Origin of the sequence: Streptomyces sp. NBC_00090, assembly GCF_045160815.1 — a bacterium.
Lineage (GTDB): Bacteria > Actinomycetota > Actinomycetes > Streptomycetales > Streptomycetaceae > Streptomyces.
In genome coordinates this window covers 5,270,739-5,286,314 of record NZ_CP108224.1, presented here as the reverse complement: position 1 = coordinate 5,286,314, position 15,576 = coordinate 5,270,739, and the positions used below count along the sequence as shown (strand labels likewise).

Here is a 15,576-nt window from a genome sequence, read left to right as displayed (position 1 = left end):
CTCACGCGTCCAGGAGGTCGTGCTCCCGGATCAGCCAGCAGACCGCCGTCAGCCGCAGCGTCGCGAAGTCGTGCCCCGCGGGCTCGGTCCACTCGGCCTCGGAGAGCCCGTCGGTGAACCCGAGGACGTAGTCGGCGAGCTCCTCCCGCCGTACGGTCCTGCCCTCCGGCCTCCTCGGCCTCCCCGGCCCCCTCCGCTGTGCCGGGACGAGCGCGTCGCACACCGCGGCGGCGTGCTGGTCCACGGCGGCCACGAGCCCCGGCTCGGAGGTGAACTCCGCGAGCCGGGGCATGTACGTGACGGCGACATCGATCAGCGGGCAGCCGGGCGAATCGTTCATCCCTCCACATTAGGTGCGGACCGGGGCGTTCAGACCGTGACCTTCGTCGCAGCCTCCGGGACCTCCGGGGCGGCCGCGCGCGAGCCTCCCCGTACCCCCGTCGCCGTGACCACGGCCCCCAGCGCCACCATCACCAGCGGGACGACGAGCGCCGCCCGGAAGCCGTCGAGACCGCCGCCCGCCAGCCCGTACACCGCGGTCACCGCCGCGATGCCGACCGCCGAACCGAACTGGGTCGCCGTCGTGAGCAGCCCGCTCGCGAGCCCCTGCTCCTCCTCCGCGATCCCCTCCGTTCCCGCGATGGTCAGCGGCCCGTACGCGAGGGCGAAGGCGAGGCCGGTCAGCAGCAGGGTCGGGAACATCGCCGCGTACGACCAGTCCGGGCCGACCGGCAGGAACAGCGCGTACGAGACGACCGCGAGGACGAACCCGCCGAGGATCACCCGGGCGTTGCCGAACCGCGCCACGAGCCGAGGGGTCAGCGTCGGCGCGAGGACCGCGTCGACGCCCATGACCAGCAGGGCGAGCGCCGTCTCCAGCGACGACCAGCCGCGCAGCTCCTGGAGGTAGAGCGTGGCCACGAACTGGAAGCCGAAGAAGGAGCCGACGAAGAGCAGGGCGCCCAGGTCGGCGCGGACGAGCGAGGCCTTGCGGAGGATGCCGAGCCGGACGAGCGGGCTCGCGGCCCGGCGCTCGACGGCGACGAAGACCCCGGCGAGGACGAGTCCGGCGGCGAGCGCGGCGGCCGTGACCGTCCAGCCGTCGAAGCCGTGCTCCAGACGGACGATCCCGTACGCGAGGAGCAGCATGGCCCCGGCGGCGGTGAGCGCGCCGCCCAGGTCGAAGCCGCCCTTCACGCGGACCGGACGCGGCTCCTTCGGGATCAGTCTGACCGCGGCGACCAGGATCGCGGCGGCCAGCAGGACCGGGGCGAAGAAGACCCAGCGCCAGCCGAGCTGGGTGAGCAGCCCGCCGATGACGAGGCCGAGCGAGAAGCCGCCGGCGGCGGTGCCGGCGAAGACGAGGAGCGCCTGGTTGCGCTGCGGCCCCTCCTCGTACGAGGTGGTGATGATCGACATGGCGGCCGGGGTCATGAAGGCGGCCGCGACACCGGTCACGAAGCGGGCCAGGATCAGGGTCCAGCCCTCGTCGGCGAGGCCGCCGAGACCCGAGAAGAGCAGGAAGACGGTGAGCCAGCCGAGGAACATCCGGCGCCGTCCGAGCAGGTCGGCCGCCCTGCCGCCGAGGAGGGTGAAGCCGGCGTAGCCGAGGACGTACGCGGACATGACCCAGGCGGCGGTGCCGGTGGTGAGGCCGAGGTCGGCGCGGACGGTGGGGACGGCGACGGCGAGCATGGCGACGTCGATGCCTTCGAGGAAGATCGTCCCGCAGAGGACGAGGAGCAGACTCCAGGCGCGTAGGGACACAACTGTCTCCAGGGCAGGGTGGGTTGGGTGGGTCGGTTACCGGGCCGAGGGTCGGTTCCCTCTTGTAACCACCTGAATCCTGCGGGAGGATCGGGTGCCATGGAAGAAGGCACTTTGAAGTCACCGAGTCACTGCGAGGGAACTACGGAAGCGACGGGGACCCCGACCCCTTCCAGTGGGACACCCGCGAGGACTGCGAGGTCCGCCAGATCCTCGACCGTGTCGCCGACAAGTGGTCCCTCCTCGTCATCGCCCTCCTCGACCGCCGAGTCCTGCGCTTCACCGAGCTCAAGCGCGAGATCGACGGCGTCAGCCAGCGCATGCTGACCGTGACGCTGCGCCAGCTGGAGCGCGACGGCCTGGTGAAGCGCACGGTCCACCCGGTGGTCCCGCCGCGCGTCGAGTACGAACTCACGCCCCTGGGCGGGACCTTGCACACGACGATCCGCTCCCTGGTGACCTGGACCGAGCAGCACCAGAACGAGATCGCGGCGGCGCGCGAGGAGTACGACGCGAAAGAGGCGGCGCTGATCTGAGGGCCGGGGGGCGGCGCCGGGGGGCGGAGGGCGGGGCGGGGCCGAGAGCCGAGGGGCCGGGGGCCGGGGCCGGGGGCGGGGCCGAGAGCCGAGGGGCCGGGGGCGGGGCCGAGAGCCGAGGCCCGGATATCCGGTGGCCCTCCCCGCACGACTTCCCGCACCCTGACGTCCATGACGTCCATGAAGGAATCGAAGCACCGGATCCGGGCGCTGCACACCCCGGACACCGTCACCGTCTACCAGGCGTACAGGCCGGGGATCGGCCTCCCCGCGGCCCGCGACGGCCGCTTCCCGGCCGCCTGGAAGCGGGACCGGATGACGTGGATCAAGCCGTCGTTCCTGTGGATGATGTACCGCTGCGGCTGGGGCGCGAAGGAGGGCCAGGAGACGGTCCTCGCCGTGGAGATCACCCGCGAGGGCTTCGAATGGGCCCTGCGGCACGCCTGCCTCTCGCACTACGTGCGCGGCTTCCACCCCGACCAGGCCTCCTGGAAGCGGCAGTTGAAGCAGGCTCCGGCCCGCGTCCAGTGGGACCCGGAGCGCGACCTGCACCTGCGGCCGCTCCCGTACCGCTCACTCCAGCTCGGCCTGTCGGGGGAGGCCACCCGGCGGTACGCGGACGAGTGGACGGTCTCCGTCACCGACGTGACCCCGCTCGCCCACGACGTCCACGCGCTCGTCCGCGCGGGCGACACGGCCGCCGCGGGCCGGCTGCTGCCCCGGGAGGAGCCGTACCCGACGTCCGGGGGGCTGCTGGACCACTTGCGCGGGGCTCAGGAACCGGCGGTCGACACCGCGAAGTTGAAGTCACCGGTGCCGAGCACCCCGTAGAGCCTCAGCCACAGCTGCAGCAGCTGCTCGGTGGCCCGGGCGCTCGACAGGTCGCCGAGGTCCAGGATCCGGTCGGAGGGCCAGCCGAAGGAGCGGAGCAGGTCGGCGACCACGGCCTTCGCGTCCTCGCTGTCACCGCTGAGGAAGACGTTGTGGTCGCCCGGGACCCGGCCGGGCTCGACCATCACCGTGTTGGTCATGGTGTTGAGCGTCTTCACGACGTGCGTCTCCGGGAACGCCCTCTGGAGCTGCTCCGCGAGGCTGCCGCCGTCGGGCGTGACGACCTTGGGCGGGAAGCCCTCCGAGGAGTCGAGCGCGTTGGACACGTCGACGAGGACCTTGCCGCGCAGGTTCTCCGCGCCCACGGACTCCAGGACGGCGAGGGAGACGAGCCCGCCGGTCGCGTTCACCACGAGCTCGGCGGGGCCGGCGGCGTCGGCGAAGGTGCCGTGCCCACCGCCGTACGCCTCGGCCCACTTCACCGCCTCGGCGTTGTCCGCGGTGCGGGAGCCCATCGTGACCTCGTGCCCGAGGGAGACCAGCTTGGTGGCGAGGCGGCGGCCGACCTCGCCCGTGCCCAGTACGGCGATCCTCATGGCATGTGCTCCTTCACGACGGCGTGCGCGCTTTCACGTCCGAAAATCCTTGGTCCGGGAGCCCGACCCTAGGACGGCGTGAGCCCGGGTGGCGTCCCGTGCCGTCCCGTGTCGTCCCGCATGCGCGAATGCCTCCACGACCTCCACGGCCTCCGCATGACCTCTCTACGGCAAGAGGACCCGCATGATTTCGGCCATCACGCCTTTCCAGTGGGCGCGTTGACGCTCGCGCTCCTCGGCGTCCGCCAGGTGCTCCTGGTGGAAGGTGAGGACGGTCCGGTCGCCGCTCGCCGGGGAGACCGTGACCTGGAGGACGGTGTCGCCGTACGTGAGGCGGACGCGGTCGCCCGGCCGGAGACCGCGGAGGGCGGGGTCGCCCTCGGCCGGCAGTGCGGCGCCGGGACCGAGCCAGAGGGCCAGGCCCTCCGGGCTCACGAGGAACTCCCAGACGGTCGCGACGGGCAGGGGCAGGGTCTTCGAGACGCCGATCTCCCAACCGGCGTCCCGCGTCAGTCCCACGGGCATCAGGCTTCTCCCTCCGACGGGGTACGGGCACGGTGCGCCCGCACCTTGTGACGGTTGCCGCACCGGTCCATCGAGCACCAGCGGCGGCGCCCCGGGCGTGAGGTGTCGGCGAAGACCAGGGCGCAGTTGTCGGCGCCGCAGATCCGGACCCGGCCGGCGTGCGGTCCGGTCAGCAGCTCGACCGCGTCCCGGGCGACCGTCGCGAGCAGCCCGGCCCCGGTGGCCCCGGGCGCCCACGCGCGCGTGCCGTCGGCGGCGATCAGGGCCACGAGCGGCGGCTCGGCGGCGGCGGCGTTGACCAGCGCCACCTCATCGGGGTCGGGGGCGGCACCCCCGGCGCGCGCGAGGGCGATGCCCCAGAGCGCGTCCCGCACCTCGCGCACGGCGGCCAGCTCGCCGTCCGTGACGGTGACGTCGAGCCCGGGGGCCAGCCGGCACTCCCGCACCCAGGTGAGCAGCCCCTCGACCCGGTCGAGGACCTCGTACCGCGCGGCGACGGGCCCTGGTCCACCGGTGAGGAGCAGCTCCAGGCAGAGGGCCCCGGCATCGAAGCGGAACCGCTGTCCGTCGCGGTGCCGGAGGGTCATTCCGGTGGCGGCCTGCGTCATGTAACCAGTATAACCAGTTACATGAAGCCCATCCATTGGAAGCTTGTCCTCGACGCCGCCGACCCGCACGCGCAGGCCGTCTTCTGGGCCGCCGCCCTCGGATACGTAGAGGAGGACCACGACGCGCTCATCCGCCGCCTCCTCGACCTCGGGGCCGCCCCGCCCGAGGCCACCGCCACCGTCCACGAGGGCACGGACCGCGAGCGCCTCGGCTGGCGCGACCTCGCCGCCGTACGCCACCCGGACGACCCCCAGGACCCGGCGACGGGCGGGGGGCTCGGCCGGCGCCTCCTCATCCAGCGCGTCCCGGAGCCCAAGACCACGAAGAACCGGCTCCACCTCGACCTCCACGCGGACCCCGGTACCCGCGAGACCGAGGTCACCCGCCTGGAGGCGCTCGGCGCGACGGTCCTGCGCCGGGTGGACGAGCCGTCCGGGTCCTGGACGGTCATGGCCGACCCGGAGGGCAACGAGTTCTGCGTGCAGTGACGGCGCCGCCCGATGACGGAGGTCAGGGCTTCCGCACCTCGAAGTGGAAGCAGCCGTACTCCACCGCGCGGACGTGCACGAGGACGACGGCCGGGTCGGCGAACGCCTCCGCGAAGGCCCGGTCGAAGCCCTCACGGGCGGCCTCGGGAAGCTCCAGGAGCCGCCCGCCGACGATCCGGCCCTCCGCGTCGTACCGCCGGACGGTCCGCAGCGCCCCGGCCCGCTCGAAGGGGTAAGCCTCCGAGGGCCGGGGCCCCTCGCACTCCTCGGCGTGCACGAAGACGGGCCCCTGCTCGTCGTACGCCCCCGGCTCGACCCCGGCCTCGGCGGCCCAGCGCCGCAGCGGGGCGTACGACACGAGCGCGATCCGCTCGCCGACGAGGGAGAGCCGCAGACAGCAGCGCAGGGGGTTCCCGCCCTCGCCGTCGACGAACGGCACACAGGGCCGTCCGGCGTCGTCGGTGACGCGGAGCCGGGCGAGGGCGGCGGGCGGGATGGCGCGGGCGGCGTAAGTGGTGGTGGGGGCGGCCGGGGTGGCCGGGGCGGTCGGGGTGGTGGGGGCGGCTTCGCCGATGTGGGTGCTCATGGGGCCAGGGTCACGCGGTCCCGCCACGGCCGCTGGCGGAATTCGGACGGGGCACTCGGCGGGTCCGTGAGGGGTGGGCGTTCCCGGTGGGTCCGGTGGTCCCGGTGGTCCCGGTGAGCACGGTGGTCCCGGTGAGCACGGTGGTCCCGGTGAGCACGGTGGTCCCGGTGAGCACGGTGGTCCCGGTGGGCCCGGTGGGCCGTACGCGATCCACGCCTGACGCGGCCCCGAACCCCCACACCCAAGGCCTCAACTCCCTTGACGCTCACGCTCGTCCGCTCAGCGAACGCACCTGACCGGTTTCCGCTCTTGACGCGGAGTCAAACTCTCACTGAACATTCAGCACGCACAGCAGAACAACTGAACACCGCACATGCACTCGCACAGCTCCCGCGCCTCGTGGCACCCAAGCCCGAGGCGTCTCGCACGTTCCGTCCCATCCCCGTTCGGAATCCGGAGCCCCCACATGAACATCTCCGTGCCCAGACGCATCACCGCGCTCGCGGCCCTCGCGGCCCTCGCGCTCGCCGGTCTCACCGGCACCGCCACCGCCGAGTCGCGGGCGGCTGCCGCCGCGCCCGACATCCCGCTGGCCAACGTCAAGCAGCACCTGACGGACCTCCAGTCGATCGCCACCGCCAACGGCGGCAACCGCGCCCACGGCCGTACCGGCTACAAGGCGTCCATCGACTTCGTGAAGGCCAAGCTCGACGCGGCCGGATACACCACGACCGTCCAGCAGTTCACCACCAGCGGCGCCATCGGCTACAACCTCATCGCCGACTGGCCGGGCGGCGACCCGAACCAGGTCCTGATGGCCGGCGCGCACCTCGACTCGGTCAGCTCCGGCGCCGGCATCAACGACAACGGCTCCGGCTCCGCCGCGGTCCTGGAGACCGCCCTGGCCGTCGCCCGCGCCGGGTACCAGCCCTCCAAGCACCTGCGCTTCGGCTGGTGGGGCGCGGAGGAGCTCGGTCTCGTCGGCTCGAATTACTACGTCAGCCAGTTGCCGACGGCCGAGCGCGCCAAGGTCTCCGGCTACCTGAACTTCGACATGATCGGCTCGCCGAACCCGGGCTACTTCGTCTACGACGACGACCCGGCCATCGAGCAGACCTTCAAGGACTACTTCGCGGGTCTCGGCGTCCCGACCGAGATCGAGACCGAGGGCGACGGCCGCTCGGACCACGCCTCGTTCAAGAACGTCGGCATACCCGTCGGCGGTCTCTTCACGGGCGCGAGCCGGGTCAAGACCAGTGCCCAGGTGTCGAAGTGGGGCGGTACGACCACGGCCTTCGACCGCTGCTACCACTCGTCCTGCGACACGACGTCGAACATCAGCGACACCGCTCTCGACCGCAACAGCGACGCTGCCGCGCATGCGATCTGGACGCTGTCCGGCACCACCACGCCCCCGCCCACCGGCACGGTCTTCGAGAACGCGGCCGACGTCTCCATCCCGGACAACGGCGCCGCGGTCACCTCGACGGTCAACGTCACCGGGATCACCGGCAACGCCCCGAGCAACCTCGCCGTCGGCGTGGACATCGTCCACACCTACCGCGGTGACCTCGTCGTCGACCTCGTCGCCCCCGACGGCTCGGTCTACAGCCTGAGCAACCGGTCCGGCGGCAGCGCCGACAACATCATCCAGACCTTCACCGTGAACGCCTCCACCGAGGTCGCCAACGGTGCCTGGAAGCTCCGCGTCCAGGACAAGGCCTCGATCGACACCGGCTACATCAACAACTTCAAGCTGACCTTCCCGTAGGACGCACAAAGCTCCCGGGTGGGTCGGTGACCATCGCCCCCGACCCGCCCGGGGTCCCAACCGGACTGCTACTTACCGGCGTTGGCCGCGTTCACCAGCGCGTCCTGCGTCACCGCGCCGACGTAGACCTTGCCGTCGTCCGTGAGCAGCGCGTTCACCAGCTTCGTCTTGAAGACGGTGCCCGAGCCGAACTTCCCGGTGACCTTGTCGCCGAAGGAGCCCAGGAGACCCTGGACCTCCTTCGGCGCTTCGTCCGTCTTGGGCGCCGGGGCACCGGTGTCGAGCTTCGCGATCGTCGTCCAGCCCTCACCGATGACGTTCAGGCCGTCCTTCCCGAGGTCGCCGAAGCCCGGGAGGTCACCGAGGCCACCGCCGAAGCCCTTCTCGAAGCCCTCGGGGAGCTGCTCCTCCTTCGCGCCCTTCTCCGCCGCGCCCTCCGTCACCTTCGCGCCCTCCGGGGCCTTGAAGGTGAAGTCGGAGGCGGCCGGCTTGCCGAAGTCGACCTTCGTGAAGCCCGCGTCGACGACCGGCTTGCCGCCCTCGACCGAGGCGAGGGTGAACTTCAGCGGGGTGCCGTTCGCCGCGTCCACGGCGATCTTCACCGACTCGACCGTCGAGCCGGACTGCTTCGGCTTGATCACCAGCTGGTACGCGTCCCGGCCGGCCACCTTCGCCGTGCCGTCGACGGTGATCGAGGTGGTGTCACCGGCGGCCTTCAGGACCTCGTCCGCGAGCTCCTTGGGCGTGCCGGGGAACTGCTTCTCGTGCTTCTCCCCCTTCGCCGCCGCGTCCGCGGGGGCCTTCTCGTGGAAGACCTCGTTGGACTTGCTGTCGTAGGCCCAGACGTCGTCGCCGTTGTGGATGAGGCTGTACTCGTCGGTGCCGTCGAGCAGCGTCAGCTTCTGGCGCTCGGGGCCGTCGGCCGCCACGCGCAGCGTGTGCGTGCCGGAGACGAGCTCGGTGAGCCGGTCCGCGGGGTCCGCCGAGGAGGAGCCGCCGCCCCCGCCGAGGCCGGAGGCCAGGCCGTCGAGGGGCAGGCCGAGGTCGGTGGAGATCTTGAACGTGCCGGACAGGGTCTGGGTGTCCGAGGCGGCGATCTTCTCGATGAGCTGCTGGGCCGTGATCTCCGGCAGGTCCGGGTCACCGGACGCCGCCAGTGCCGGGACGAGCCCGATGGTCGCCGCGGCCACTCCTGCCACCGCGACCGGGACGATGAACCGGCTCGCCTTACGGGTGTCTGCCATGGTCTCCGCTTCCTCCGTGCGCCCTGTTGGTCGATGTCTCCATCTGACCAAAACGAGAACGCGGAAGCGTCAGCCCCCGGGATCAACCTCGCGTACTGCTTCGGGATGACCCGACCCTGAGATCGCCTGGTCCGCTGGGGGGACGGAACCCCCCGGGCCGGGCCGGGGGTTGAACTCCTCGGGCCCGATGGCCCGAAGGCCCGAAGGCCTGATGGCCTGATGGCCTGATGGCCTGATGGCCTGATGGCCTGATGGCCTGATGGCCCAGAGGCCCGATAGCCGATGCCCCAGAGGCCCTACGGCCCGGAAGCCCCCGAAGCCCCGGAGCCTCAGCCCGCGCGGTGGACCACCGCGTCGCACAGCTCCTGCAGCGCCGCCTTCGCGTACCCGTCGGGCAGCGGCGCCAGCATCGCCCGCGCCTCCTCCGCGTACCGCACGGTGTCCTTCCGGGCCTGCTCCAGGGCCGGGTGGGAGCGCAGCCGGCGCAGGACCTCGGCGTGCCGCTCGTCGTCCGTCAGATCGCCGTCGACGAGCTCGACGAGCTCGATGTCCTCCGGGCGGCCGTGGGCGGCCGCCGCGGCCCGCAGGTGCAGGACGGGCAGGGTCGGGATGCCCTCGCGGAGGTCGATCCCGGGGGTCTTGCCGGACTCGTGGGAGTCGGAGGTGATGTCGAGGACGTCGTCGGCGAGCTGGAAGGCGACGCCGAGCCGCTCCCCGTACTGGGTGAGGATGTCGACGACGCTCTCGTCGGCGCCGGACATCATCGCGCCGAAGCGACAGGAGACGGCGACGAGCGAGCCGGTCTTGCCGCCGAGGACGTCGAGGTAGTGGGCGACGGGGTCGCGGCCGTCGCTGGGACCGGCGGTCTCCAGGATCTGACCGGTCACGAGCCGCTCGAACGCCTCGGACTGGATTCGTACGGCCTCGGGACCGAGGTCCGCGAGCGTGTGCGAGGCGCGGGCGAAGAGGAAGTCACCCGTCAGGACGGCGATCGAGTTGCCCCAGCGCGTGTTGGCGCTCGGCACACCGCGCCGGACGTCGGCCTCGTCCATGACGTCGTCGTGGTAGAGCGTGGCCAGGTGGGTGAGCTCGACGACCACGGCGGAGGGCACGACGCCCGGCGCGTAGGGGTCGCCGAACTGGGCGGCGAGCATCACGAGCAGGGGGCGGAACCGCTTGCCACCGGCCAGGACGAGGTGCTGCGCGGCCTCCGTGATGAAGGGGACATCGCTCTTGGTGGCGTCCAGGAGGCCCGCCTCCACAGCCGCCAACCCGGTCTGGACATCGGCCTCAAGAGCCTGGTCCCGCACGCTAAGACCGAACGGCCCGACGACGGTCACGAGGGGGTCTCCTGTCTGCTGACGCCTGCTGACGATCACACGGATTGATCACACGGATTGTTCACATGGACTATTGACGATCACACGGATTGTCGATGTGTCGCTCGATTCACTCAAGCCAGCGTATCCGGTCACCTTTCGATCACCGTGGGCGCCTTCCCGTCACCCCCGGTATGTTCGTGATCAGCTCATACGACCAGGAGTAGGCGTTTTGTCCCGAACAGCGATCGACACCGATACGAACGGCGAGCCGCCATGATCCGGGCCGGCCTCGCCGTGATCGCCCTGGCGCCCTGGCTGCGCCGCACCACGCACCCCGTCCACCAGGGAGCCACGAGGTATCCGCGATGAAGATCCGTACCGACTTCCCGTACGAGACCCGCCACGAGGACGTCCGCGTCCCGCTGCCGGACGGCACGCAGCTGTACGCCCGGATCTGGCGCCCGGTCACCGACGAGCCCGTACCGGCCCTCCTGGAGTACCTGCCGTACCGCCTCAGCGACTGGACCGCGCCCCGCGACTGGCAGCGCCACCCCTGGTACGCGGGCCACGGCTACGCCTCCGTACGGGTCGACGTCCGCGGCCACGGCAACAGCGAGGGCCTGCCCGGCGACGAGTACGACGCCGTCGAGCTCGCCGACGGCGTGGCCGTCGTTAACTGGCTCGCCGAGCAGCCCTGGTGCACGGGGAAGGTCGGCATGTTCGGCATCTCCTGGGGCGGCTTCAACTCGCTCCAGATCGCCGCGCTCGCCCCCGAGCCGCTCAAGGCGATCGTCACCGTCTGCTCCACCGACGACCGGTACGACAACGACGTCCACTACATGGGCGGCTCGGTCCTCGGCGTCGACATGCACGCCTGGGCGGCCACCATGCTCGCCTTCGTCTGCCGGCCGCCCGACCCGCGGTACACGGGCGAGGAGTGGCGCTCGATGTGGCTGAAGCGCCTGGATGCCGTGGACCCGCTCATCCACACCTGGCTCGCGCACCAGACCCGCGACGCCTACTGGAAGCACGGCAGCGTCTGCGAGGACTACTCCGCGATCCGGGCCGCCGTCCTCGCCGTGGGCGGCTGGCACGACCCGTACCGGGACACCGTCCTGCGGCTCGCCCAGCACCTCCCCCAGGACCGGGTGCGCGGCATCATCGGCCCCTGGTCCCACCAGTACCCGGACCGCGGGCTGCCGCCCGGCCCCGCCATCGGCTTCCTCCAGGAGACCCTGCGCTGGTGGGACCACCACCTCAAGGGCGTCGAGAACGACGTGATGGCCGAGCCGCTGCTGCGCTCCTGGATCAGCGAGTCGCACCCGCCGGCCACCGTGTACGAGGAGCTGCCGGGCCGCTGGGTCACCGACCCCGTCTGGCCCTCCCCGAACGTCACCCCCGTCACGTACGCCTTCCAGGGCGCCCCCGTGGTCGTCGACTCGCCCCAGCAGACCGGCATCGACGCGGGCCGCTTCTTCCCCTTCGGCAACGACGCCGACCTGCCGCCCGACCAGCGCGAGGAGGACGCCCACTCGGCCTGCTTCGACTTCCCCGTCCCCGAGGACGGCGGCCCCATCGAGATCCTCGGCCGGCCCTCCGTGAGCCTCGCCCTGCGCACGGCGGCCCCCACCGGCCAGGTCGTCGCCCGGCTCTGCGACATCGCCCCCGACGGCTCCTCCACCCTCGTCACGCGCGGCGCGCTGAACTTCTCCGCCCGCTACGGCCGCGACCGGGCCGTGGAGGCGCAGATCGGCGAGACGGAGGGCTTCGCCTTCGAGCTGAACGGCATCGGGCACACCTTCCCGCCCGGCCACCGGGTGCGGCTCGCGGTCTCCTCCACGTACTGGCCGTGGATCTGGCCGCAGCCGGACGCGGCGGGCTTCACCCTCGACCCGGCGGGCTCCTCCCTCACCCTGCCGGTACGCCGCCACACCGAGGACGCCGTCACCTGGGAGGAGCCGGAGCAGTCCGAACCGCTGGGCGTCGCCTACCCGCGCCCCCTGGAGGAGCCGCGCCCGGAGCGGGTCGTGGTGCGGGACGTCGCGAAGGGCGAGTGGAAGCTGGAGGTCGATCCGAAGTACGGCGGCACGCGCGTGTACCCGGACGGCCTGGAGTACACCGAGGACGCCGTGGAGACGTACACGATCGACGAGGGCGATCCGCTGTCCGCGCGGACCCGCTCGGAGTGGTCGATCCGGCTGCACCGGCCCGAGCTCGCCTGGGACGTCACGGTCGACACGCGCTCGGAGATCTCCTGCGACGCGGACGCCTTCCACACCTCGAACGAGGTGGTGTGCAAGGAGGACGGCGAGATCGTCTTCCACCGCACGTGGGAGAAGCGGATCCCGCGCACGGCGGGATGAGTACGCGAGAGGCGCCCGTACCCCGGTCGGGGGTACGGGCGCCTCCGCGCGTGCTGCCCTACGCGTCCGCGCCGGCCCTGCGGCGGCGGGCGACGACCAGCGCACCGGCGCCGAGGGCGACGGCCGCGCCGGCGGCGAGGCCGAGCTGCGGCAGGGTGTCGTTCGAACCGGTGGCGGCGAGGGTGCCGTTCACGGGGGTGCGGGACGAGCCGCCCTGCTGGGTGGTGTTCGTGTTGCCCGTGGTGCCACCGGTGGTGACGGTCGGCGCCGGGGTGGGCGTGCTCGTCGACGCCGACGGGGTCGGCGTGGGCGTCGGCGTGGGCTTGTCGCCCTTGGCCGCGAGGATGTCGAAGTCGACCTTCGCGTACTCCTCGCCGATGCCGCAGCTCTCGTCGTCGTTCTCGTACGAGCCGTAGGCGTAGGCCAGACCCTTGCCGGCCGGGGCGTCGGCCGCGACCGTGAGGCGCAGCTTCACGTCGTAGTGGGCGCCCTTGGCGAGCTTGCCGACCTCGATGGCCTCGAACTCGTCGGAGACCGGGGTCCATTCGAGGACGTCGGCGGACGACCACTCGACGGGGATGAGCCGGTCCTCGAATCCCGTCTCCTCGTCGATGACCTCATCGGGCCCCGGGAACTGCGCGGCGTTGGCGTAGGCCTCGACGGCGTCCAGGGTCCGGTCGGAGGTGTTGGTGACGCGGAGCGAGAAGATCGCGGGCCGGCCGGCGGTGACCGTCTCCGGGCCGCTGAGCGCGACCTCGACGGCGTCGTCCTCCTTGCAATCCGGGAAGTCCTCGAAGAACTCCAGCTCCTCCTCGGCCTCGGCGAGGTCCTCGGCGGCGGCCTTCTTCACCTTCTCGGCGAGCTTGACCACGCGGTCGGCGGCGTCCTGGGCGGCGGTGAGGGCGGCCGCGGCCTCCTTCACCTTCTCGTCGGCGGCCTTCTGGGCGTCGGCGGCCTCGTCGGCGGCCTTCTGGGCGTCGGTGACGGCGTCGGCGGCCGCCTTCTTCTCCGCCTCGGTCGCGGTCTCGGGCAGCTTCGTCACTGCCTCCTCGGCCTTTTCGAGTGCCTCGTCGGCGGCCGTCTTCTCGGCGGCGGCGGCGTCGGCGGCGTTCTGGGCGTCGGCGACCGCGACCACGAGGTCGTTGTCGGCCTTGTCCAGGGCCTTCCGATCCGCGGTGGCCTTGGCGAGCTCGACGACGGCCTCGTCGTACGCCTCCTGGGCCTCGGCGACGGCGGCCTTGAGCTCCTCGAGCGACGGCATCTCGTCGTCGAGGTCGTCCTCGTCCTGCGCGGGCTTCTGCGTCGAAGCGGGCGACGGCTTGGTGTCGGCGAACGCCGGCGCGGCGGAGAGGAACACGACCGGGGTGGTCACGGCGGCGGCCACGGCGGTCGCGAGTATGCGGCGAATCTTCACAGAGCGGACCTTTTCCTGGTCAGGGAGAGGTGAAAGAGAGCGTCGGGGCGTGCCTCCGCGGGGACTTCACGCGGCGCGACGCCACCGCGATCGTAGGGCTCACGGCACCCCGCGGGGAGTCTCTTTCCGCAGCCCGGGACGGGTAGTGCGACAGACCTCGGCCACATAGCGCGCGAATGCGGACAGTTGCCCACGGAGGCCCCTGTTTCTCTGTGATCCATGTCATCCGCACCCGGCGGCCCGACCCGTAACGTGTCCCCCACACACGTGGAAAGCGAGGCACGCACCGATGCCCGAGCACAGCCCGCTCGACCTGGCCGAAGGCGATCCCTTCGGCCCGCACAACCTCCCGTACGGCGTCTTCTCCACCGCCGACGAGCCCGATCGGCGCCGGCTCGGTGTCCGGATCGGCGGGCACGTGCTGGACGCGGGCGCCGCGGCGCACGCGCTCGGCTCGCCCTACGCGGCGCTGCTCGCGCAGCCCGGTCTCAACCCGCTGCTCACGGCCGGGCGGACCGCCTGGCGCGATGTGCGCCGGGCGCTCACGGCCTGGGTGACGGTTCCCGCGCACCGGGCGGACATCGAGCCGCTGCTGTACCCGCTGGACGAGGTGACGCTCCACCTGCCGTACGAGGTCGCGGACTACGTCGACTTCTACGCGAGCGAGCACCACGCGACGAACGTGGGCCGGATCTTCCGCCCGGACGGCGACGCGCTGACCCCCAACTGGAAGCACCTGCCGATCGGTTACCACGGTCGCGCGGGCACGGTCGTGGTGTCCGGCACCGATGTCGTACGCCCCTCCGGGCAGCGCAAGGCGCCGGCGGACGCGGCTCCGGTCTTCGGGCCCTCCGTGAAGCTGGACATCGAGGCGGAGGTCGGCTTCCTGGTCGGCACCCCGTCGGAGCTGGGCCGGCCGGTCGCGCTCGGCGACTTCCGGGAGCACGTCTTCGGTCTGACGCTGCTCAACGACTGGTCGGCGCGGGACGTGCAGGCCTGGGAGTACGTGCCGCTCGGCCCGTTCCTCGGGAAGTCGTTCCAGACCTCGGTCTCGGCGTGGGTGACCCCGCTGGAGGCGCTGGACGCGGCCCGGACCGCCCCGCCCGCGCGGGACTTCCCGCTGCTTCCGTACCTGGACGACGCGGGCGAGGAGGAGCCGGGCGGCTTCGACGTGCGGATCACGGTGGAGATCAACGGCGAGGTCGTGGCCGAGCCGCCGTTCTCCACCATGTACTGGACGGCGGCCCAGCAGCTGGCCCACATGACGGTGAACGGCGCCTCGCTGCGCACGGGTGACCTGTACGGCTCCGGGACGGTGTCGGGGCCGGAGGTGAACCAGCGCGGTTCGCTGCTCGAACTCACCTGGAACGGCCGGGACGCGATCGAACTGGCCGGTGGCAAGCGGACGTTCCTGGAGGACGGCGACGAGGTCGTGCTGACGGCCTGGGCGCCGGGCCCGGACGGCACGCGGGTGGCGCTGGGCGAGGTCCGGGGCCGGATCGTTCCTTCCGCCTGATCCGTACG

Annotated in this window: 14 protein-coding genes and 1 pseudogene; 6 read left to right on the top strand and 9 right to left on the bottom strand. The window is 72.1% G+C overall.

The window, feature by feature from the left end; all coding sequences use genetic code 11:
* Position 1: 1 nt before the first annotated feature.
* Both OG361_RS23660 and OG361_RS23655 read right to left on the bottom strand, forming a co-directional pair.
* Positions 2-340 carry a DUF6401 family natural product biosynthesis protein gene (locus tag OG361_RS23660; RefSeq protein ID WP_405856575.1) on the bottom strand — a complete coding sequence of 113 codons (339 nt, stop codon included), beginning with the start codon at positions 338-340 and terminating at the stop codon, positions 2-4.
* A 29-nt stretch (positions 341-369) separates the two neighbouring features.
* Positions 370-1,767 carry an MFS transporter gene (locus tag OG361_RS23655; protein WP_405856573.1) on the bottom strand — a complete coding sequence of 466 codons (1,398 nt, stop codon included), beginning with the start codon at positions 1,765-1,767 and terminating at the stop codon, positions 370-372.
* Between the two features lie 99 nt (positions 1,768-1,866).
* Here OG361_RS23655 and OG361_RS23650 point away from each other — a divergent pair.
* A pseudogene (locus OG361_RS23650) lies at positions 1,867-2,303 on the top strand (winged helix-turn-helix transcriptional regulator).
* A gap of 180 nt (positions 2,304-2,483) precedes the next feature.
* The gene (locus OG361_RS23645; protein WP_405862402.1) at positions 2,484-3,134 is read left to right on the top strand and encodes a DUF4291 domain-containing protein; all 651 of its coding nucleotides are present in this window, start codon (positions 2,484-2,486) and stop codon (positions 3,132-3,134) included.
* On the opposite strand, the gene OG361_RS23640 is transcribed toward OG361_RS23645, so the two are convergent.
* From OG361_RS23640 to OG361_RS23630, 3 genes are all read right to left on the bottom strand, one after another.
* Complete coding sequence (locus OG361_RS23640) at positions 3,077-3,730, bottom strand: NADPH-dependent F420 reductase (protein ID WP_405856571.1); 654 nt, start codon at positions 3,728-3,730, stop codon at positions 3,077-3,079. The two genes, OG361_RS23645 and OG361_RS23640, sit on opposite strands and share 58 nt — an antisense overlap.
* Positions 3,731-3,895: 165 nt before the next feature.
* Positions 3,896-4,255: an SRPBCC domain-containing protein gene (locus OG361_RS23635; RefSeq protein WP_405856569.1), complete on the bottom strand. Its 360-nt coding sequence runs from the start codon at positions 4,253-4,255 to the stop codon at positions 3,896-3,898.
* Positions 4,255-4,863, bottom strand: a complete 609-nt coding sequence (locus tag OG361_RS23630; protein WP_405856567.1) for a CGNR zinc finger domain-containing protein — start codon at positions 4,861-4,863, stop codon at positions 4,255-4,257. The genes OG361_RS23635 and OG361_RS23630 overlap by 1 nt, the downstream gene beginning before the upstream one ends.
* A 21-nt stretch (positions 4,864-4,884) precedes the next feature.
* Here OG361_RS23630 and OG361_RS23625 point away from each other — a divergent pair, with 21 nt between their 5' ends.
* Positions 4,885-5,352, top strand: coding sequence for a VOC family protein (locus OG361_RS23625; RefSeq protein WP_405856565.1), 468 nt, complete (start codon positions 4,885-4,887; stop codon positions 5,350-5,352).
* Between the two features lie 22 nt (positions 5,353-5,374).
* Here OG361_RS23625 and OG361_RS23620 read toward each other — a convergent pair whose 3' ends face one another.
* The gene (locus tag OG361_RS23620; protein ID WP_405856564.1) at positions 5,375-5,938 is read right to left on the bottom strand and encodes a DUF1203 domain-containing protein; all 564 of its coding nucleotides are present in this window, start codon (positions 5,936-5,938) and stop codon (positions 5,375-5,377) included.
* A 466-nt stretch (positions 5,939-6,404) separates the two neighbouring features.
* Here OG361_RS23620 and OG361_RS23615 point away from each other — a divergent pair, with 466 nt between their 5' ends.
* Positions 6,405-7,709: a M28 family metallopeptidase gene (locus tag OG361_RS23615; protein ID WP_405856562.1), complete on the top strand. Its 1,305-nt coding sequence runs from the start codon at positions 6,405-6,407 to the stop codon at positions 7,707-7,709.
* Positions 7,710-7,777: 68 nt separating this feature from the next.
* On the opposite strand, the gene OG361_RS23610 is transcribed toward OG361_RS23615, so the two are convergent.
* Together OG361_RS23610 and OG361_RS23605 are read right to left on the bottom strand one after the other, a co-directional pair.
* Positions 7,778-8,953 (bottom strand): LolA family protein, encoded by a 1,176-nt coding sequence (locus OG361_RS23610; protein ID WP_405856560.1) that lies wholly within the window; start codon positions 8,951-8,953, stop codon positions 7,778-7,780.
* Between the two features lie 329 nt (positions 8,954-9,282).
* Entirely contained in the window at positions 9,283-10,293 is a 1,011-nt protein-coding gene (locus tag OG361_RS23605) for a polyprenyl synthetase family protein (RefSeq protein WP_405856558.1), read from the bottom strand.
* A gap of 347 nt (positions 10,294-10,640) precedes the next feature.
* Between OG361_RS23605 and OG361_RS23600 the strand changes: the two genes are divergently transcribed.
* The gene (locus tag OG361_RS23600; RefSeq protein WP_405856556.1) at positions 10,641-12,638 is read left to right on the top strand and encodes a CocE/NonD family hydrolase; all 1,998 of its coding nucleotides are present in this window, start codon (positions 10,641-10,643) and stop codon (positions 12,636-12,638) included.
* A 58-nt stretch (positions 12,639-12,696) separates the two neighbouring features.
* Here the strand turns inward: OG361_RS23600 and OG361_RS23595 are convergent, their stop codons facing one another.
* On the bottom strand, positions 12,697-14,052 hold the full coding sequence (locus tag OG361_RS23595) for a peptidase (RefSeq protein WP_405856554.1): 1,356 nt from the start codon (positions 14,050-14,052) through the stop codon (positions 12,697-12,699).
* A gap of 289 nt (positions 14,053-14,341) precedes the next feature.
* On the opposite strand from OG361_RS23595, the gene fahA reads away from it, so the two are divergent.
* Positions 14,342-15,568: a fumarylacetoacetase gene (gene fahA / locus OG361_RS23590; RefSeq protein WP_405856552.1), complete on the top strand. Its 1,227-nt coding sequence runs from the start codon at positions 14,342-14,344 to the stop codon at positions 15,566-15,568.
* The last annotated feature ends 8 nt before the right edge of the window (positions 15,569-15,576 follow it).